This window comes from Pseudomonas sp. Irchel s3b2 (assembly GCF_900187445.1).
Taxonomy (GTDB): domain Bacteria; phylum Pseudomonadota; class Gammaproteobacteria; order Pseudomonadales; family Pseudomonadaceae; genus Aquipseudomonas.
Genome location: NZ_FYEB01000004.1, coordinates 162355 through 181384, shown reverse-complemented (window position 1 = coordinate 181384; position 19030 = coordinate 162355). Strand labels below are relative to the sequence as shown.

The following is a 19030-nucleotide window of genomic DNA, read 5'->3' as shown; positions in this document are numbered from 1 at the left end:
AGTGATTATTTGGAGATTGTGGTCACCCCTGCCCAAACACCTGCGAAGGCCTTCGCAACAGCGGATCAAATGGATTGATCCGCGGCCCGATCAGCGCAGCTTCACGCTTGAGCATCTCCACCACCGTCGGCAAGCGATCCGGCCCCAGGCGATCGCTGACCGTGGCGACACTCAGCGCCGCCACCGCCCGGCCTTCGCGATCGAGGATCGGCACAGCCACACCGGCCATGCCTTGCAACACGCCGGTATTGCGCCCGGCGTAACCAAGGGTGCGTACATTCTCGACTTCCGAGCGCAGGAACACCTCGTCATACAGGTGAAAATCCTTAAGCCGCGGCAAGTTGTAATGGATCACCGTGTCGCGCTCCTCTTCCGGCAGAAACGCCAGAATCGCCAGGCTGCCCTGCCCCACGCCGAGCGCCACCCGCCCGCCGATATCACCGGTAAACGTGCGGATCGGAAACGGCCCTTCACTACGGTCCAGACAGATCGCATCGAAGCCGCTGCGCGCCAGTAAAAACAACGAATCGCCCAACGATGCCGACAACCGCAGCAACGCCGGCCGCGCCAGTTCGCGCAAGTTGCCGGTGTTGCCGGCGCGGGCCGCCAAGGCAAAAAACTCCAGGCTCAGGCGATAGCGTTTGCTGCGCGCGTCCTGCTCGACCATGCCCTCGTCCATCAGGTTGCGCAGCAAGCGGTGGGTGGTCGGTTGCGACAAACCAATGCGTTGCGCCAGTTGGGTAACGCGCTCTCCACCTTCGACGGTGTCACCCAGGCTGCGCAACACTGCAAACAGTCTCGAGACCGCGCCGACACCGACTTCATTTTTGTTTTCATTCCGCTCAATGGAATCAGACATGTAATTTCTCGTCGATAAATTTACTCACTGAATGAAACTGAAAATAGTCATCGCTTCAGTGAAATAGGCCATTGAGCCCATCCTATTCTTCGTCCTACTCTGCGTCCATCAGGGGCGATTCGAACAACAGCGGCAGCCGACAGAAGTCGAGCGCCAACGCACCCCGGCAACATCCTTTTCGTATCTGCCCATACAAAAAAGCGCGCCTTTGGCGACGCATAACAATCTCAGGTGGAGCGCAGTCATGGCCTTCGTGCAACTTGAAAACCTCGGCAAACGTTATGGTGAGATCGACGCGGTCGTCGCCACCAATCTGTCGGTGGAAAAAGGCGAGTTCGTTTCCTTGCTCGGCCCCTCCGGCTGCGGCAAAACCACCACGCTGCAAATGATTGCCGGCTTCGTCGAAGTCAGCAGCGGGCGCATTGTCCTGGACGGTCGCGACATCACCCACGCCAAACCCGCCAGTCGTGGTCTGGGCGTGGTGTTCCAGAGTTACGCGCTGTTCCCGCACATGACCGTGCAAGACAACGTCGCCTTTGGCCTGCGCATGCGCAAAGTGCCCAACGGCGAGCTGCAGCAACGGGTGGATCGGGTGCTGAAACTGGTGCGGCTGAACCTGCACGCCGAACGTTATCCACGGGAGCTTTCCGGCGGCCAACGCCAACGGGTTGCGCTGGCCCGGGCATTGGTGATCGAACCGCCGGTGCTGCTGCTCGACGAGCCGCTGTCCAACCTCGACGCCAATCTGCGCGAAGAGATGCAGTTCGAAATCCGCCGCATCCAGCGCGAAGTCGGCATCACCACGCTGATGGTCACCCACGACCAGTCTGAAGCGCTGTCGATCAGCGACCGGGTGGTGGTGATGCAGGCCGGGCGCATCACTCAGATCGACGCGCCCTACACCCTCTACGAACACCCGCGCACCGAGTTCATTTCCGGCTTCGTCGGCAAGGCCAATCTGCTGCCCGGGGAGCGGGACAGCGCTGGCGTCGTACAGGTCTGCAACCGTGGCGACGGCGAACTGACCCTGAGTCTGCGCCCGGAAAAAATCGACTTGCTGGATAAAGGTCAGGGCCGCCTGCAAGGCAAGATCGTCAGCCGCTTTTTCCTCGGCAGCCAATGGCTGTACGGCGTAGCGACAACCTTGGGCGAACTCTGCGTGGTGCGCCGCAACGACGGCTCGGCACCGCTGGCCGAAGGCACGGCGGTCGGGCTCGATTGGGATGCAACATTGCTGCGGGTACTGAGTGTCGACGAGGTGTCGGCATGAGTACGCTTGCCGTCATCCGTCAGGGAGGTCAGGGTTACTGGTTATCCGCACCGGCCCTGGCGTTGTACTTCGGTCTGCTGGTGATCCCGCTGCTGCTGACGCTGGTACTGTCGTTCAACGTCTTCGACTACAGCTCAGGGATCAACAGCGACGCCTACACCCTCGACCATTACAGCAGCCTGCTGGGTGATCCGTACTTCTACGAGATCTTTCTGCGCACATTCTGGATCAGCGCCCTGACCACCCTTCTCTGTGTGGTGATAGGCGTGCCCGAGGCCTACATCCTCAGCCGCATGGGCGCGCCGTGGCGCTCGATCTTCCTGATTCTGATCCTCACGCCGTTGCTCATTTCGGTGGTGGTGCGCGCTTTCGGCTGGAGCCTGTTGCTCGGCGCCGACGGCCTGGTCAACCAGACCCTGCAAGCCTTCGGTGGTTCGCCGATGAAGTTGCTCTACACGCCGTTCGCGGTGGTGATTGCGCTGGTTCACGTGATGCTGCCGTTCATGATCATTCCGGTCTGGACCTCGCTGCAAAAACTCGACCCGGCCGCCGAACAGGCCGCGCTGTCACTGGGCGCCAGCCACCTCACGGTGATGCGCAAAGTGGTGCTGCCGCAAATCATGCCCGGCGTGCTCTCCGGCACCTTGATCGTATTCGGCCTCGCGGCCAGTTCATTTGCCATCCCCGGACTGCTCGGCGGACGCCGGATAAAGATGGTCGCCACGCTGATCTACGACCAGTACCTGTCGGAGCTCAACTGGCCGATGGGCGCGGCCATCGCTGTCGCGCTGCTGTTGCTCAACCTGCTGATCATGCTGTCGTGGAACCGGATGATCGAAGGCCGCTACAAGAAGTCATTGGGATAACTCGTCATGTCCAGAAACGGTCCTTTCGCCCTGCTGTTCCATACCCTGGTGGTGCTGTTCATGCTCGCGCCGCTGGTGGTGGTGTGCCTCGTCGCCTTCACCCCGGAAAACACCCTGAGCCTGCCGACCACGGAGTTTTCCCTGCGCTGGTTCCGCGCGGTGTTCGAGCGCGCGGACTTTGTCGATGCGTTCTACAACAGCCTGATCCTGGCGTTCTGCGCCGCCACGCTGGCGACGCTGATCGCGGTGCCGGCAGCCCTGGCGATCACGCGTTTTGAGTTCCCCGGACGGGACTTTTTCAACGGTCTGTTCCTGTCGCCGATCATCATTCCGCACCTGGTGCTGGGGGTGGCGTTGCTGCGCTTGTTTGCGCTGATGGGCGTCAACGGCAGCTTCGCCTGGCTGATCTTTGCCCATGTGCTGGTGATCACGCCGTATGTGCTGCGACTGGTGTTGGCCTCGGCCATCGGCCTGGACCGCAGCGCCGAACATGCAGCGCAATCGCTGGGCGCCGGACGCTTCACGCTATTCCGGCAAATCACCTTGCCGATGATTTTGCCGGGGGTCGCCGGTGGCTGGCTGCTGGCGTTCATCAACAGTTTCGATGAGGTCACGTTGTCGATCTTCGTCACCTCCCCGGCCACGCAAACGCTGCCGGTGCGCATGTACGTGTACGCCACCGAATCCATCGATCCGATGATGGCGGCGGTGTCGGCCCTGGTCATCGCGCTGACCGCGCTGACGATGATTCTGCTCGATCGGGTCTACGGCCTGGATCGGGTTCTGGTGGGTACACAATGAGGGCGCCATGGCTCTGCTGAAACGACTGGCCGAAGGCGACCGCCCGGCCCTGGACTTTACCCTCGACGGCAAGCCTGCCAGTGGCCTGCTCGGTGACACCTTGCTGACGGCGGTGTTGACCTGCAGCGAACACTTGCGCGGCAGCGACTTCAGTGCCGAACCCCGCGCCGGTTTCTGCCTGATGGGCGCCTGCCAGGACTGCTGGGTGCGCCTGGGCGATGGGCGCCGGGTGCGGGCCTGTTCGACGCTGCTTGAAGCCGGACAGCACATCAGCCGCGAACCGGGGCGATCGGTATGAACACCAACTTTCCCTGCGGAAACCCAACCCCCTGTGGGAGCCGGTCACAAATAATGCGGCATACCTCAACTAACGGTGGGAGCGGGCTTGCCCGCGATAGCGGTCTATCAGCTACCACCGATGTTGAATGTTCCGCCGTCATCGCGGGAAAGCCCGCTCCCACAGGGGTTCAGTGGCAGTCACAAACAATGTGGGCAACGCCGATGAGGTGGGTATGAAGTCTGTAGTCATCATCGGCGCAGGTCCCGCTGGCATCCGGGCGGCGCAAACCCTCGTTGCCCATGGCGTGGGCCCTGTCCTGCTGGACGAAGCCGCGCGCGGTGGCGGGCAGATTTATCGGCGTCAGCCGGCGAATTTCAAGCGTTCGCCGGTCAAGCTCTATGGCTTCGAAGCACGCAAGGCCAAGGCACTGCATCAGACAATCGACGAACTGCATGAGCAACTCGATTACCGCCCCGACACGCTGGTGTGGAACGCCGAGGCTGGCGCGCTCGACACCTTGCATGAGGGCCGCGCCGCACGATTGGAGTTCTCCCGGGTGATCGTCGCCACGGGCGCCACCGACCGGATTCTGCCGGTGCCAGGCTGGACGTTGCCGGGGGCATACAGCCTCGGCGCGGCGCAGATCGCCTTGAAGTTTCAAGGCTGCGCCATCGGTGAACGTGTGGTGTTCGCCGGCAGCGGACCGTTGCTGTACTTGGTGGCGTACCAATACGCCAAGGCCGGCGCCAACGTGATCGCCGTGCTCGACAGCTCGCCCTTCAGCGCTCAGGCCCGTGCCCTGCCCGGCTTGCTGTCGCAACCCTCCACGCTGGCCAAAGGCATTTATTACCGCACCTGGCTAACCGCCCACGGCATCCCGGTACATCAGGGCGCCACCTTGAAACGCATCGATGGCGAACACCGCGTGCAATCGATCAACTGGCGTAACGCAGCAAGCGAATATCGAATCAAATGCGACGCCGTAGCCTTCGCCCATGGCCTGCGCAGCGAAACCCAACTCGCCGATCTCCTGGGCTGTGAATTCACCTGGAACCCACTCAACCGTGCCTGGCTACCGCAGCGTGACAGCGCCGGTCGCAGCAGCATCGCCGAGGTGTATCTGGCCGGTGACGGCGCCAGCATCATGGGCGCCGACGCGGCGGAAATGGCCGGTGAACGGGCGGCCCTGGCGCTGCTCGAAGACATCGGTTACCTGATCCCGCCACAGCGCGCCACTCAGCTGGAACAGTCGCTGAACACTATCGGCAGATTCCGCCAAGGCCTTGAGCACGCCTTTATCTTTCCCGAAAGCTGGGCCTCCGACGCCGCGGATGACCTGATGATCTGCCGCTGCGAAGAAGTGCGCGCCGGCGACATCCGCCAAGTGGTGCGCGAAGGCCATTGGGAGATCAACCGGGTCAAGGCCCATTGCCGGGTCGGCATGGGTCGCTGCCAAGGGCGAATGTGTGGCGCCGCCGCAGCGGAAATCATTGCCTGCGAAAGCCAGCGCACCGTGGCCGACATCGGCCGGTTGCGGGCACAGGCGCCGATCAAACCCTTGCCGTTCGGTCTGGAGGTCGAGCCATGATCGAGGTCGATGCAATCATCATTGGCGGCGGCATTGTCGGCTCCTCCGCCGCCCTGTTTTTGAGCAAGGCCGGTCAGCGCGTTGCATTGCTGGAGCGGGACTTTTGCGGTTCGCACTCCAGCGGCGTGAACTACGGTGGCGTGCGCCGTCAGGGCCGGCCGCTGTCGCAATTGCCACTGTCACAACGGGCTCACGAGATCTGGGGGCAGCTGCCACAGTTGATCGGCATCGACGGCGAGTACCAGCGCAGCGGTCACCTGAAACTCGCCCGCAGTCTCAATGATCTGCATGCCTTGCAGGACTACGCCGCCAGCAGCCAGGGGTTCGGCCTCGATTTGCAGGTACTCGACCGCAATGAGTTGCGCGCACGTTTCCCGTGGGTCGGTGAGGTGGCGGTCGGTGCCTCGTTGTGCCCGGACGATGGTCACGCCAACCCGCGACTGGTGTCTCCGGCCTTCGCGCAGGCGGCGCGTCGGCACGGTGCGCAGATCCATGAACAATGCGCGGTGACAGCGGTGGAGCATGACGGTCAGCGCTTTCGCGTCAGCACTCAAAGCGGCCTCGAACTGCACGCTCCCTGGCTGCTGAACTGCGCCGGGGCTTGGGCCGGCAGCCTTGCCGCACAATTCGGCGAAACGGTGCCAATGCACGCCGGTCACCCGGCGATGCTGGTTACCGAACCGTTGCCCTTGGTGATGAATGCCAGCACCGGAGTCGAGGGCGGCGGCATCTATGCCCGTCAGGTCGCTCGCGGTAATTGTGTGTTGGGCGGCGGCCAGGGCTTTGCCCTCGATGACGCCCGCGCCCGGCCTGGTCAGAACGCCGTCATCGAGATCCTGCGCCAAGCCGTCGAACTCTACCCGTTTCTTGAAGGCGCCCAGGCGATTCGCACTTGGAGCGGCACCGAAGGTTATCTGCCCGATCGCCAACCGGTGATCGGCCACAGCAGCACCCAACCCGGTCTATTGCACGCGTTCGGCTTTGCCGGCGCGGGATTTCAGATCGGGCCTGCGGTGGGCCAGGCGCTCACCGAAATCATCTGTAGCGGCGCATCAAAGACGCCGCTGGATGCGTTTTCCATCACTCGGTTTCACTCCATCTCCATTGTTTGATAGAGGAAGGTCGCGCCATGAATAACTTCAAACGCAGTGCACTGCTCGGTTTCTCTTGCTTGGGCGCCCTGCTGACGGTCAGCCAGGCCCAGGCCGAACCGACGCTTTACCTGGGCATGAACGGCGGAACCATGGAGCGGCTCTACGCCGACAAGGTGCTGCCAGCTTTCGAGAAAGCCAACAACGTCAAAGTCGTGATCGTGCCGGGGACCTCCGCCGATATTCTGGCCAAGGTCCAGGCCAGCAAAGGCAACCCGCAGATGCACGTGATGTTCCTCGACGACGGCATCATGTACCGCGCCATCGCCATGGGTTTGTGCGACAAACTCGAAGACAGCCCGCCCCTGGCACAGATTCCGGCCAAGGGCCGGATCAAGGATCAAGCCGTGGCAGTCAGCCTCGGCGTCACGGGGCTGGCGTACAACACGAGGCTGTTCAAGGAAAAAGGCTGGAACGCACCGACCTCCTGGATGGACATGGCCGACCCGCGTTTCAAGGACAAACTGGTGTTCCAGTCGATGGCCTCATCAACCTTCGGCCTGCACGGTTTTCTGATGTTCAACCGAATTCAGGGCGGCAGCGAAACCGACGTCGAACCGGGGTTCAAGGCCTGGCCGAACACTGTCGGGCGCAACGTGCTGGAGTACATTCCGAGTTCGGCGAAGATTTCCGAAATGCTCCAGACCGACGAAGCGGCCCTGTTCCCGCTGACCCCGACCCAGGTCACCGCGCTGAAACTCAAGGGCATGCCGGTGGAATATGCGCAGCCGAAGGAAGGCTCCGTGGTGCTCAACGTCGCCGAATGCGCCATCGCCAACAACACCCAACCGGAACTGGCGCAGAAACTCGCAGCTTTCCTGCTGACGCCCGAAGCACAAGCTGCTGCGCTTGAAGATGGCGATCAGATTCCGTCCAACCCGAATACGCCAACCACCGACAAGACCCGCGGTCAGGTCGAGGCGATGAAACAGTATCTGACCACCGCGATCGCCATCGACTGGGATCAGGTCAACGAACAGCGCCCGGCGTGGAATGCCCGATGGAATCGCAGTATCGAGCGCTAACCTCGAAGATCAAAAGATCCATGTGGCGAGGGAGCTTGCTCCCTCGCCACAGGCAAGCCCCCTCACCACAGTAGCTTCACCAACACCAGTGGAAGGAAAATTCCCCATTTGGTTACACTACGCCGCCGCAGCTCGGGGAGCCGGCCTTAAGACTACGGGGTGACTTCACAGTGGCCATTCGACCATCCAACCGTCCGCGACTCACACCACGCTGGCCCGTGCTACGCCGTTTTTTCGGCAAGGCATTAGCGGCACCGACCAGTGGCTGCGCGCAGGGTCGGGTGATCCACGACTTCTTCCACCACAAGGCCCATACCCAGGGCTACACCCTCAGCCATAGCCAGCAACGAGTGATCGACTGCATGGCGCAGCATGCATCGGCGCTGCTAGGCGCATCGGCGCCGACACTCCCCGGTCTTTACCTCTATGGTGCCGTCGGGCGCGGCAAGAGTTGGCTGCTCGACGGTTTTTTCCAGGCCATCCCCATCGCCGAAAAACAGCGCCTGCACTTCCATAATTTTTTTGCGCAACTGCATCAGGGCATGTTCAGCCATCGCGATCAGCCCGATGCACTGGCGGTCACCCTCGACGAACTGCTGCAAGATTGCCGAGTGTTGTGTTTCGATGAGTTCCACGTGCATGACATCGGCGATGCGATGCTCATCACGCGGCTGTTCAAGGCGCTGTTTCGCCGGGGGATTCTATTGCTGGTGACCTCCAACTACCCGCCGGAAGGTTTGCTGCCCAACCCGCTCTACCACGCCCGTTTCAAGCCAGTGATCGACCTGATCAACACATGCATGCGGGTCATGGAGGTCGGCGGCCCGCATGATTACCGCAGTCAGGCGCGCACCCACGCACAGCAGTTGTTCACCCAGGGCCGGTATGTCTGGCCAGCCACGGTGGCGCAGCGTCAGGCATTAAGTCTGCCTGAACACGACGCACCGGCCATCCAACTGCCCGTCGGCACGCGGCACCTGCAAGCCCGATACTGTAAAGGGCGAAGCATCGGCTTCACCTTCGACGACCTGTGTGAGCACCCCACCGCGGTCATGGACTACCTGGAACTGTGCCGGTGTTTCGACCGCTGGATCATCGACAAACTGCCCAGCCTCGCCGACTGTTCAATCGCCGCTCAGCAACGCTTCATCAACCTGATCGACGTCTTGTACGACCAGGACAAGCACCTGACTCTGCTCGGGTACCAGTCATTGCGCGAAAGCCTGGGCGGCGATGCTATCGACCTGGCGCGTACGCGCAGCCGGTTGGGGCAGTTGGTGGAGGTCAAGGGAGAGGTTTGATCAAGACTCTTGTGTTGGGCTACTGGCCTCTTCGCGGGCAAGCCTCGCTCCTACAATGGTTTTGTGTCGTACCTCGATCCCTTGTAGGAGCGAGGCTTGCCCGCGAAGGCGGCCTGACAGATAACACAACTTTCCCGCTATCATGTCGCCCATTTCCAGGGCTCCACGCCCTCCTCCTGATCAATAGCGAACCTGCCAATGGATACCCTCGCACAACTGCGCGCCGGCCAACTGTCGGGCATCACCCGTCTGGATCTGTCCTGCGGCCTGACCGAGTTCCCCCGGGAAATCTTCGACCTGGCGGACTCGCTGGAAGTGCTCAACCTCAGCGGCAACGCCTTACGCAGCCTGCCGGACGACTTGCATCGCCTGACCCGTCTGCGCGTGCTGTTCTGCTCGGACAACCTGTTCACCGAACTGCCGGCCTGCCTTGGCCAGTGCACCGCGCTGACGATGATCGGCTTCAAGGCCAACGTCATCGAAAACGTGCCGGGCGCCGCCCTGCCGCCGCTGTTGCGTTGGCTGATCCTGACAGACAATCGTCTCACGGATCTGCCGACCGAACTGGGTGAGCGCCCGCATCTGCAAAAGCTCATGCTCGCCGGCAACCAGTTACAGGATTTGCCCGAAAGCCTGAGTCATTGTCATCGACTCGAACTGATCCGCATCGCCGCCAATCAACTCACCGAGCTTCCCGAGTGGCTGCTGACCCTGCCGAGCCTGACCTGGCTGGCGTACGCCGGTAACCCGCTGGAAACCGAAGCCGATGCCGCCGCCCTCCAAGCTACGGCGAGCATTCCCTGGTCCCAACTGAGCCTGGAGAGAAAACTCGGCGAAGGCGCGTCGGGGGTCATTCATCAGGGGTTGTGGAAACAGACGAAACAGGTCGCGGTGAAACTCTACAAAGGCGAAATGACCAGCGATGGCTCACCGCTGCACGAAATGAACGCCTGCATCACCGCCGGTATCCACCCTAACCTGATCCGGGTCGAGGGCCGAATTGTCGATCACCCGCAGCAAACGGCCGGGCTGGTGATGCAACTGATCGATCCGAGTTACTGCAACCTCGCCGGTCTGCCGAGCCTGGCGTCCTGCACCCGCGACGTCTATGCCGACGACACCCGGTTCGGCGCTGGCGTGGCGCTGCGCATCGCCAGTGGCATCGCTTCAGTGGCTGAACATTTGCACCGCCAAGGCATCACCCACGGCGACCTCTATGGTCACAACATCATGTGGAACGAGCACGGCGATTGCCTGTTGGGCGACTTTGGCGCGGCGTCTTTCCATGCTACTTCGGACAGCCTTGAAAGCCGTGCGCTGCAACGGATCGAGGTGCGGGCGTTCGGGGTGCTGCTGGGGGAATTGCTGGCGCGGATCGACTCGGGGTTGAGCGATGAAGGTCGTGAGTCGCTAGAGGCATTGCAGCAGCGCTGCTGCCAGCCGGATGTACTGGCGAGACCGGGGTTCAGCGAGGTTGTGCGGGAGTTGGCTGCGTTCAACTAGCGGCAAATATAAAACCTGTGGCGAGGGAGCTTGCTCCCGTTCGGTTGCGCAGCAGCCGTCGCTTTTTGGGGTCGCTTCGCAACCCAACGGGAGCAAGCTCCCTCGCCACAAGTCAGATCACAGACTGTCGGAGCCGCTTAACCCGCCAACCCGACAAACATGTCCTGCACGTCATCATGGTTATCGAGGCCTTCGAGGAACGCTTCGACTTCCGCCATCTGCTCGTCGCTCAGGCCACTGACCGGGTTCTTCGGCTGGTAACCCAACTTGGCCGACAACACCGTGAAACCCTGCTCCGGCAGCGCTTTCTGCACCGCATCCAGGTCCGCAGGTTCGGTCAGGAACAGCGTCGCGCCGTCTTCACCCGGTTCGAAATCCTGGGCACCGGCTTCGATCGCAGCCATTTCCGGATCGGCGTCTGGGCTGTCCGGGGACGCCTCGATCATGCCGACGTGGTTGAAGTCCCAGGCCACTGAACCGGAAGCGCCCAACTGGCCCTTGCGGAACGCGACGCGGATTTCAGCGACGGTGCGGTTGATGTTGTCAGTCACGCATTCAACGATCAGCGGCACCTGATGCGGTGCGAACCCTTCATACGTCACGCGATGGTATTGCACGGTTTCGCCGAGCTGGCCGGAGCCTTTCTTGATCGCGCGTTCCAGGGTTTCGCGGGGCATCGAGGCTTTTTTCGCCTGTTCGACCACCAGACGCAGGTGTGCGTTGGTGGCGGTATCGGCACCGTTGCGCGCAGCGATGGTGATTTCTTTCACCAGTTTGCCGAAGATTTTGCCCTTGGCGTTGGCTGCCGCTTCTTTGTGTTTAACCTTCCACTGTGCGCCCATTACTCACTCTCTTGATCTGTGGCGCCGAGACATCTATTGGCCGACGCATTGCGCCAGTTTATACGGCCTAAAGATGCCAATCGACCAAAAATTCCAACATCTTCATCCCATGACCGATCGACATTTTCACCAGTGCATGTAGGGCGATTCTGAAAAGTCGATTTGCGGTGACGCTTCAGGGCTGTGGTTTCGTACCCTCTGCGCCCATCATCCCTGGCAGAAGCGCGTTCGATGCACAACGACAAGGAAAGCCCCTTCACCCTGACACTCCTCGACGGCGGTTTGAGCCTGCAGGTGTTGCAGTTCAGTGGCCGTGAAGGTCTTAACCAGCCCTATCGATTCGATATCGAGGTGATCGGCCTCGCACCGTCTATGCACCTTGACCGATGGTTGCAACAACCGGCGTTCCTGCGGCTGGCAGATGACCAGGGCATTCACGGCGTGATCCACAGCGTCAGTCGCGAACATCGCGGGCCGCACCGGGTCGGCTACTCTCTGGTGCTCGCGCCCCATCTTCAACAACTTCACCTGCACAGCTCGCGTCGGGTATTTCATCGTCTCAGCGTGCCCGCGATCGTGCGCCAGTTGCTGGACGAGCATCAGTTGCCCGAGCACAGCTACCGCTTCGAACTGGCAAACGGGTGCTACCCGCCCCGGCCTTTTTGCATTCAGTACGATGAGAGCGATCTGGCCTTCCTGCAGCGGTTGTGTGAAGAAGAAGGCATCCACTATCACTTCGAGCATCAGCACGACGGGCATGTGCTGGTGCTCGCCGATGACAGCCTGAGTTTCCCTCAGGAGCCATTGCTGATGCCGTTCCATGACGACGCATTCAACGACTCCGTCTCGCCGGTGATCAGCGAACTGTTCCAGCGCCATGACCCGGACCCCGCCCCTGCACAATGGGAGGCCAGAAACCGCGGCTCGCAGATGATCGGCGACGGAGCAGCTAACCACCCATTCGCCAGAACGGCTCCGGTGGCAACACGCCCCGCGCCCGAACAGCTTCATCACGATCAGCTCAGCCGCCGACGGCTGGAACGCCTGCGTTGTCAGCAACGGCAGATCCACGGCCAAAGCAACCAGAGCGAACTGTGCAGCGGACGGATCCTGCAAGTGGCGCAACACCCGCTCTCAAGTTTCAACGATCAGTGGCTGCTCACCGACATCCGGCACCAAGGACAGCAGCCGTCGATTCTCACCGAGGACCAGCCCGATAGTGCCCGGCGCTACAGCAATCAGTTCACTGCCATTCCCTGGTCAACGGTCTTCAGGCCGGCGCTCAAAGAGGCCCGGCCGAGCATCCCGGGCTATCAGACTGCCCGGGTGCTGGGCTCCGTCGGGCAACCGGCGACGCTCGATGATTTGGGCCGGATACAGGTCATGCTATGGCCGACGCCGACATTCGAGGCGGATGAATCCGCCGGTCTCTGGCTACCGGTAGCCCTCACAGCGCCGGACGGCCGAATCGATCCGGCCAGGCTGCCCATGGCCGGCACCGAAGTGTTGGTCAGTTTTCTCGACAGCGACCCGGACCGACCGGTGCTGTGTGCCGGTATGGGCCATCCCCAGCCTTCCCGGCCCGCTCCGGAGCCACGCCGCGATGGTCGTCTGCTGCTCGATTGGCTGGTCAACCGCTCGGATCTCATGCCGTAACGCCTTCGTCGATCACCGATTGCCCACAGCGGGTGGTGGCAGAGGGTTCGCGAGAGTCTCTGACTGCGCCCTTCAGGTTTGTGAACTGAAACCCCGGCGGCCCTGCAAGCCGCCGGTGTGGATGAAGATCAGCCGCGTGCCCCGGGCAAATCTTCCCGCCTCGACTTGCTGCTTGAGCGCCATTAGCGCTTTACCGGTGTACAGCGGTTCGAAAAGGATGCTGCTGGCCTGCTCGGTCTGCTCGATGAATTCGAGTAACAACGGATCGACTTTGGCAAAACCGCCACGGCTAGCATCGAACAGCTCATAAGCCGGGCCCTGTAAACCCGCCTCGCGGACAATCGATTCGACCTGCTGCGCCACGCCATGATCGTCAGGCACCGCCAACGCGCCATACACCGGATGTTCGCCCGCCTCGGCCAGAACCAGACCGGCCAAGGTGGTGCCCGTTCCGCAGGCCAGCCACCAGCCGTCGTAGTGGCTCCAGCCCAGACTGCTCAACTTTTCGCAGGCCTGAGTCATCAATTGCCGGCAACCTTTCGCCCCAAGCAATCCGCCGCCACCTTCCGGCACTGGATGTAGCTCGGGGTATTGCTCCCGCCATGGCGCCCAGAAGCCTGGTTCGTGCCGTGCTCGATAGCCTCCATAACCCAACCAATGCAAGTGCATGCCGAACGCCTGCAAGTCCTTCACCGTCGGCGTTTCTTGCCGATGCCCGCGCAGCAGGCCAACCGTGGTGAAACCCAAGCGTTTGCCCGCCGCAGCCAGTGCATGAAGATGATTGGAATGAGCGCCACCCAGGCTGATGATGCCTTGGGCGCCATTCTGGTCGGCAGCTTTCAGGTGTTCGACGAGTTTGAACCACTTGTTGCCACTGATCAGCGGGTCGATCTGGTCCAGACGCAGGATCGCGACGTCGATGCCGGCAGTGGTGAGCCAGTCGAGGTGAAGAGGTTCGAGAGGGGCTCGGGGTAGCCAGTCCGTTAGTGGGGAAAGCATTGATGCCGACTCGGGGTAAAGAGCCGGCATCTTAGCAGCAGACAGGATGCCTTCGCGGGCAAGCCTCGCTCCTACAGGGTTTCGAGTTAAAGCACCATTGGGTGAATAACCTGAAACCTGTAGGAGCGAGGCTTGCCCGCGAAGGCCATTGGCAAGCTAAGCCTGCCTACACCATTACAACTGAGCCGCCAACCGCGAACCCTGATTGATCGCACGCTTGGCATCCAGCTCCGCCGCCACGTCCGCCCCGCCGATCAAGTGCACATTCTGCCCGGCCGCGACCAGACCATCCTGCAACTCACGCAATGGATCCTGCCCGGCGCAGATCACGATGTTATCCACCGGCAGCACCTGCGGTTCGCCGCTTTCGCCGATGCGGATGTGCAGGCCTTCGTCGTCGATCTTCAGGTACTCGACGCTGTTGAGCATCTGCACCTGCTTGTTCTTCAGACCGGTGCGGTGAATCCAGCCGGTGGTTTTGCCCAGGCCGTCACCGACCTTGGACGTCTTGCGTTGCAGCAGGAACACTTCACGGGCCGGCGCATGCGGCTCAGCCTTGATACCTGCAACACCGCCGCGCGCTTCGAGATGTGTATCGATGCCCCACTCCTTCCAGAACGCTTCGCGGTCCTGACTGGTGGCCACACCCTCGTGAACGAGGAATTCCGACACGTCGAAACCGATACCACCGGCGCCGATCACCGCGACGCGCTTGCCCACCGGCTTGCGCTCCAGAATCACGTCCAGGTAGCTCAGCACCTTGGCATGCTCAACGCCCGGAATCCCCGGCACACGTGGCGCAATGCCGGTCGCCAGGATGATTTCGTCGTAGCCGCCCTCAACCAGCTGCGCCACGTTCACGCGGGTGTTCAGGCACAGCTCGACATTGGTGGTCTGCAGTTTTCGGTTGAAATAACGCAGGGTTTCGAAGAACTCTTCCTTGCCCGGTACACGCTTGGCGATGTTGAACTGGCCGCCGATTTCACTGGCCGAATCGAACAACGTCACCTGATGGCCACGCTCGGCGGCTACGGTCGCGGCCGACAAACCTGCAGGGCCGGCGCCGACCACGGCGATTTTCTTGATCTGCTGCACCGGCAGGTAATTGAGTTCGGTTTCATGGCAGGCCCGCGGGTTCACCAGGCAACTGGTCAACTTGCCGCCAAAGGTGTGGTCCAGGCACGCCTGGTTGCACCCGATGCAAGTGTTGATTTCATCGCCACGACCGGCCGCAGCCTTGTTGACGAAATCCGGGTCGGCGAGGAACGGCCGCGCCATGGACACCATGTCGGCATCGCCTTCGGCCAGGATCTGTTCGGCGACTTCCGGGGTGTTGATGCGGTTGGTGGTGATCAGCGGAATGCCTACCTCCCCACGCAACTTGGCCGTGACTTTGCTGAACGCCGCACGGGGCACTTTGGTGGCGATGGTCGGAATCCGCGCTTCGTGCCAGCCGATGCCGGTGTTGATGATCGTCGCACCCGCCTGCTCGATGGCCTTGGCCAATTGCACGATTTCTTCCCAAGAGCTGCCGCCTTCCACCAGGTCGAGCATCGACAGGCGGAAGATAATGATGAAATTCGGACCGACTGCTTCGCGCACCCGGCGGACGATTTCTACCGGCAAGCGCATGCGATTTTCGTAAGCGCCGCCCCAGCGGTCGGTGCGATGGTTGGTGTGGGCTGCGAGGAACTGGTTAATGAAATACCCTTCGGAGCCCATGATCTCGACGCCGTCGTACTCAGCTTTTTGCGCAAGCGCCGAGCAGGTAACGAAATCACTGATCTGCTTCTCGATGCCTTCCTCGTCCAGCTCTTTAGGCTTGAATGGATTGATCGGCGCCTGAATCGCACTCGGTGCCACCTGTTTCGGGCTGTAGGCATAACGCCCGGCATGGAGAATCTGCATGCAGATCTTGCCACCCGCCTCGTGCACCGCACGGGTGACGATCAGGTGCTTGAGCGCTTCCTCTTCGTTGGTCAGCTTGGCCGCGCCGGAGTAAACCCCGCCCTCATCGTTCGGGCCGATACCGCCGGTGACCATCAGACCAACGCCGCCACGGGCACGCTCAGCAAAGTAGGCGGCCATGCGCTCGAAACCGCCGGGCTTTTCCTCAAGGCCCGTGTGCATCGAGCCCATCAGGGTGCGGTTGCGCAACGTGGTAAAACCCAGGTCTAGCGGGGCCAACAGGTGCGGGTAATGAGCGGCGGCCATCGGTAACTCCACAACGAGCGATCACTGAAAAAATGCAGGAGCTCTTCGGCCCCGTCAGTCATGTTCGACAGACTAAGAGTCGCACTGCCGTCACTCAATGACCGTAACTGACAACTTATTGATCCAAATGCGCAGCGCCCCTTGGCAAGCGCGGGCGTGAGCCCTACCCTAGTCGCGAACCCTGCACGCGGCCGTTGACTGTTTCCACATGCGCAAACTTTTGTACTTGATCCTTTCCATGGCATTGATCGCCGCCCTCACGACCTACGCGATATGGGCCGCGGATCGTCCGGTGGGTCACTACCTGTCGGACCTGCGCATCAGTCTCGCGGTTGATCAAGGCACCCCCGCCGATCGCGGCAATCTGCTGGGTATCCAGCCCGAGTTGTTCCCCACCGATTATCAAAGCCCCGAACGCCTGCACCGCAAGCTCGCGGCTTACTTGCAGAAGGCTCAGGATCAGGGCCTGCTTAATGAAAAGACCATCGTCGTACTGCCCGAACATGTCGGCACCTGGCTGATGATCAGCGACGAAAAAGACGAGTTGTACCAGGCCACTACGCTCAAGGAAGCCATGAACTGGCTGGCGGTGAGCAACCCATTGCAGTTCATCCGCGCCCTGATCAGTGCCGAGGGCGGCAACCGTCTCGACGACGCGCATTTGCGGATGAAAGCCAAGAAAATGGCCAAGAGTTACCAAGCGCTGTTCGGCGGCTTGGCGAAAGAATTCCAGATCACTCTGGTGGCGGGTTCCATCGTGTTGCCCGAGCCGAGCGTCAGCGACGGCACCCTGAAGATTGGCCACGGCGCGCTGTACAACAGCAGCGTAGTGTTCGGTCGCGACGGCTTGCCGATCGGCCAGCCCCAGCGGCAAATACACCCGACTTTCGCTGGACGCGACACTGTCGAAGCCAATTCCGAGCATACGATCAACGTCGTCGATACACCGGCCGGACGGCTGGGCGTGCTGATCGGCAGCGACAGTTGGTACCCCGACAACTATCGCAAACTCGACGATCAAGGCGCGCAACTGGTGGCGGTCCCGGCATTCGTCGTCGGGCGGGGGTCCTGGGATCAACCGTGGCGCGGCTACAAAGGCCAGTCCGCACCGAGTTCTGTGAGCCTCAAGGCTGGCGAACTCAGTGAAGGTCAGGCCTGGCATCGGCTGACGCTGATTGCCCAACCGGCCGGCAGCCAGACCATCGCCGGCATGAGCGTGTTCCTGCGTGGCCAGTTCTGGGACAAGGGCAGCGCCGGTCAAAGCTTCCTCAGCAGCAACGGGCAACACTTCGCCGACGGCGATGCCCGGGGCGCGCGTTTGCTGAATCTCTGGCTGTAAGCGATGAAACCGCAGCCGATGCGCCTCGGAGATTTGTCGGTGGGCTTCGTCCATAGCCTGGCCGACGCCGTGCGCAGCCATGGCCTGGACCCACAACCGTTGCTCGAACAGTACGGCCTCGACGCCGCGCGACTGGCCGAGGCCGGCGCCCGTCTCTCGATCCCACGCTACATGCGCCTGGGTCACGGCGCCATTCAACTGACTGACGATCCGGCACTGGGTTTGCGCATGGGCCAGCTCAGTCGCCTGAGCCAGGCCGGCCTGGCCGGAGTCACCGCCGCCCAGGCCCCCACCGTGCGGGAAGCGGCGCGCTGCCTGATTCGCTTCGAAGCACTGTACGGCTCCAACTATCGCGGCCAGTCGAGCTTTCACGAAGACGCCCAAGGCGCCTGGCTGCGGTTCTATTCCATCAGCCCCTACAACGCCTACAACCGCTTCGTGGTGGATTCAATCATCGCCGGCTGGTTGCAGCAATTATCCAGCGTAAGCCCTGCCCCGCTACGCGCCGAACGGATCGAGATCGAATTCCAGGCGCCGGATTACCGCGAGGCATACGCCGTGCTGGGGGATTGTCCGATTCAGTTTGGCGCCGAACAGAATCAACTGCGCCTGAGCCTGGACAGCCTCGCCCAGCGCAACCCGCAGCACTGCCCGAGCACCTGGCGGCACCTGCTGCAACTGTGTGAACGGGAACTGGAGCAACTGACACGCACCCGCAGCCTGCGTGAACGCATCACTCAGTTACTGGGGCCGTTGCTCAATGGTGGTCGGGAACCCGACCTGGAAGAAGTGGCGGCACGCCTGAAGCTGCCAACCTGGACCTTACGTCGCAAACTCGCCGAGGAAGGCACGCAATTTCGTGCAATTCTCAACGATACACGCCGCGACCTCGCCATGACCTACATCCGCGACACCGAACTGGCGTTCGGGGAAATCGCTTATCTGCTGGGGTTTGCTTCAGCCGAAGCCTTTCAACGGGCCTTCAAACGCTGGAACGGCCAGACCCCCGGCGAGTTCCGCCGCAGTCATCGCCAATCCGCGTAAGGTTAGGGGACGTTCTCAATTAGTTTCCCCACCGCGTTGTCGCCTTAAAGCTCGGTAGCGTCTTCGGCCGGTTCCAGCGGGTCCAGTTCAAACGCCTGATACTCGAGCAGTTCTTCTTGATAATCGTCCATTATTAAACCCCCATCGCTTGTTGAAAAAATCGTCTGAATAAATGACCAGCGCCCCGAGCATAAAGTGCCCGCATGAAAGAAAAATGACACTGGCACGACACTACGTCGCTACTGAATAAACGTAGCAGGTGGTCAGGAATTTATCACAGGATTTTTCGATA

At 61.5% G+C, this 19030-nt stretch carries 16 protein-coding genes; 12 read left to right on the top strand and 4 right to left on the bottom strand.

The window, feature by feature from the left end:
* Positions 1 to 22: 22 nt before the first annotated feature.
* Entirely contained in the window at positions 23 to 859 is an 837-nt protein-coding gene (locus CKW20_RS12250; protein WP_095053132.1) for an IclR family transcriptional regulator, read from the bottom strand.
* 244 nt (positions 860 to 1103) lie between these two features.
* Between CKW20_RS12250 and CKW20_RS12245 the strand changes: the two genes are divergently transcribed.
* The 9 genes from CKW20_RS12245 (at position 1104) to CKW20_RS12205 (ending at position 10644) form a co-directional block, all read left to right on the top strand.
* Complete coding sequence (locus tag CKW20_RS12245) at positions 1104 to 2129, top strand: ABC transporter ATP-binding protein (protein WP_095053131.1); 1026 nt, start codon at positions 1104 to 1106, stop codon at positions 2127 to 2129.
* On the top strand, positions 2126 to 2995 hold the full coding sequence (locus tag CKW20_RS12240) for an ABC transporter permease (RefSeq protein ID WP_095053130.1): 870 nt from the start codon (positions 2126 to 2128) through the stop codon (positions 2993 to 2995). Before CKW20_RS12245 ends, CKW20_RS12240 begins: the two co-directional genes overlap by 4 nt.
* Positions 2996 to 3001: 6 nt before the next feature.
* Complete coding sequence (locus CKW20_RS12235) at positions 3002 to 3796, top strand: ABC transporter permease (RefSeq protein WP_095053129.1); 795 nt, start codon at positions 3002 to 3004, stop codon at positions 3794 to 3796.
* A 7-nt stretch (positions 3797 to 3803) separates the two neighbouring features.
* A complete protein-coding gene (locus tag CKW20_RS12230; protein WP_095053128.1) occupies positions 3804 to 4094 on the top strand; it encodes a (2Fe-2S)-binding protein in 291 nt (96 codons plus the stop codon).
* Positions 4095 to 4308: 214 nt separating this feature from the next.
* Positions 4309 to 5664, top strand: coding sequence for an NAD(P)/FAD-dependent oxidoreductase (locus CKW20_RS12225; RefSeq protein WP_095053127.1), 1356 nt, complete (start codon positions 4309 to 4311; stop codon positions 5662 to 5664).
* Positions 5661 to 6776, top strand: coding sequence for an FAD-binding oxidoreductase (locus CKW20_RS12220; RefSeq protein ID WP_095053126.1), 1116 nt, complete (start codon positions 5661 to 5663; stop codon positions 6774 to 6776). Before CKW20_RS12225 ends, CKW20_RS12220 begins: the two co-directional genes overlap by 4 nt.
* Before the next feature lie 17 nt (positions 6777 to 6793).
* Positions 6794 to 7840, top strand: a complete 1047-nt coding sequence (locus CKW20_RS12215; protein ID WP_095053125.1) for an ABC transporter substrate-binding protein — start codon at positions 6794 to 6796, stop codon at positions 7838 to 7840.
* Positions 7841 to 8010: 170 nt separating this feature from the next.
* Positions 8011 to 9141 (top strand): cell division protein ZapE, encoded by a 1131-nt coding sequence (gene zapE / locus CKW20_RS12210; protein ID WP_095053124.1) that lies wholly within the window; start codon positions 8011 to 8013, stop codon positions 9139 to 9141.
* Positions 9142 to 9339: 198 nt separating this feature from the next.
* Positions 9340 to 10644: a leucine-rich repeat-containing protein kinase family protein gene (locus CKW20_RS12205; RefSeq protein WP_095053123.1), complete on the top strand. Its 1305-nt coding sequence runs from the start codon at positions 9340 to 9342 to the stop codon at positions 10642 to 10644.
* A gap of 137 nt (positions 10645 to 10781) precedes the next feature.
* On the opposite strand, the gene CKW20_RS12200 is transcribed toward CKW20_RS12205, so the two are convergent.
* Positions 10782 to 11486 (bottom strand): YebC/PmpR family DNA-binding transcriptional regulator, encoded by a 705-nt coding sequence (locus CKW20_RS12200; protein WP_095053122.1) that lies wholly within the window; start codon positions 11484 to 11486, stop codon positions 10782 to 10784.
* A 231-nt stretch (positions 11487 to 11717) separates the two neighbouring features.
* Here CKW20_RS12200 and CKW20_RS12195 point away from each other — a divergent pair, with 231 nt between their 5' ends.
* Positions 11718 to 13142, top strand: coding sequence for a type VI secretion system Vgr family protein (locus CKW20_RS12195; RefSeq protein ID WP_095053121.1), 1425 nt, complete (start codon positions 11718 to 11720; stop codon positions 13140 to 13142).
* Positions 13143 to 13214: 72 nt separating this feature from the next.
* Here the strand turns inward: CKW20_RS12195 and CKW20_RS12190 are convergent, their stop codons facing one another.
* Positions 13215 to 14141 (bottom strand): 1-aminocyclopropane-1-carboxylate deaminase/D-cysteine desulfhydrase, encoded by a 927-nt coding sequence (locus tag CKW20_RS12190; RefSeq protein WP_095053120.1) that lies wholly within the window; start codon positions 14139 to 14141, stop codon positions 13215 to 13217.
* 174 nt (positions 14142 to 14315) lie between these two features.
* On the bottom strand, positions 14316 to 16355 hold the full coding sequence (locus CKW20_RS12185; protein ID WP_095053119.1) for an NADPH-dependent 2,4-dienoyl-CoA reductase: 2040 nt from the start codon (positions 16353 to 16355) through the stop codon (positions 14316 to 14318).
* A gap of 208 nt (positions 16356 to 16563) precedes the next feature.
* On the opposite strand from CKW20_RS12185, the gene CKW20_RS12180 reads away from it, so the two are divergent.
* Together CKW20_RS12180 and CKW20_RS12175 are read left to right on the top strand one after the other, a co-directional pair.
* Positions 16564 to 17694 (top strand): carbon-nitrogen hydrolase family protein, encoded by a 1131-nt coding sequence (locus tag CKW20_RS12180; RefSeq protein ID WP_095053118.1) that lies wholly within the window; start codon positions 16564 to 16566, stop codon positions 17692 to 17694.
* A gap of 3 nt (positions 17695 to 17697) precedes the next feature.
* Positions 17698 to 18738 (top strand): AraC family transcriptional regulator, encoded by a 1041-nt coding sequence (locus CKW20_RS12175; protein WP_095053117.1) that lies wholly within the window; start codon positions 17698 to 17700, stop codon positions 18736 to 18738.
* The last annotated feature ends 292 nt before the right edge of the window (positions 18739 to 19030 follow it).

What these genes read in the sequence shown, in the direction of transcription:
- CKW20_RS12250 (WP_095053132.1), bottom strand. Translation starts at nt 859, where the DNA reads ATGTCTGATTCCATTGAGCGGAATGAAAACAAAAATGAAGTCGGTGTC.
- CKW20_RS12245 (WP_095053131.1), top strand. Translation starts at nt 1,104, where the DNA reads ATGGCCTTCGTGCAACTTGAAAACCTCGGCAAACGTTATGGTGAGATC.
- CKW20_RS12240 (WP_095053130.1), top strand. Translation starts at nt 2,126, where the DNA reads ATGAGTACGCTTGCCGTCATCCGTCAGGGAGGTCAGGGTTACTGGTTA.
- CKW20_RS12235 (WP_095053129.1), top strand. Translation starts at nt 3,002, where the DNA reads ATGTCCAGAAACGGTCCTTTCGCCCTGCTGTTCCATACCCTGGTGGTG.
- CKW20_RS12230 (WP_095053128.1), top strand. Translation starts at nt 3,804, where the DNA reads ATGGCTCTGCTGAAACGACTGGCCGAAGGCGACCGCCCGGCCCTGGAC.
- CKW20_RS12225 (WP_095053127.1), top strand. Translation starts at nt 4,309, where the DNA reads ATGAAGTCTGTAGTCATCATCGGCGCAGGTCCCGCTGGCATCCGGGCG.
- CKW20_RS12220 (WP_095053126.1), top strand. Translation starts at nt 5,661, where the DNA reads ATGATCGAGGTCGATGCAATCATCATTGGCGGCGGCATTGTCGGCTCC.
- CKW20_RS12215 (WP_095053125.1), top strand. Translation starts at nt 6,794, where the DNA reads ATGAATAACTTCAAACGCAGTGCACTGCTCGGTTTCTCTTGCTTGGGC.
- CKW20_RS12205 (WP_095053123.1), top strand. Translation starts at nt 9,340, where the DNA reads ATGGATACCCTCGCACAACTGCGCGCCGGCCAACTGTCGGGCATCACC.
- CKW20_RS12200 (WP_095053122.1), bottom strand. Translation starts at nt 11,486, where the DNA reads ATGGGCGCACAGTGGAAGGTTAAACACAAAGAAGCGGCAGCCAACGCC.
- CKW20_RS12195 (WP_095053121.1), top strand. Translation starts at nt 11,718, where the DNA reads ATGCACAACGACAAGGAAAGCCCCTTCACCCTGACACTCCTCGACGGC.
- CKW20_RS12190 (WP_095053120.1), bottom strand. Translation starts at nt 14,141, where the DNA reads ATGCTTTCCCCACTAACGGACTGGCTACCCCGAGCCCCTCTCGAACCT.
- CKW20_RS12185 (WP_095053119.1), bottom strand. Translation starts at nt 16,355, where the DNA reads ATGGCCGCCGCTCATTACCCGCACCTGTTGGCCCCGCTAGACCTGGGT.
- CKW20_RS12180 (WP_095053118.1), top strand. Translation starts at nt 16,564, where the DNA reads ATGCGCAAACTTTTGTACTTGATCCTTTCCATGGCATTGATCGCCGCC.
- CKW20_RS12175 (WP_095053117.1), top strand. Translation starts at nt 17,698, where the DNA reads ATGAAACCGCAGCCGATGCGCCTCGGAGATTTGTCGGTGGGCTTCGTC.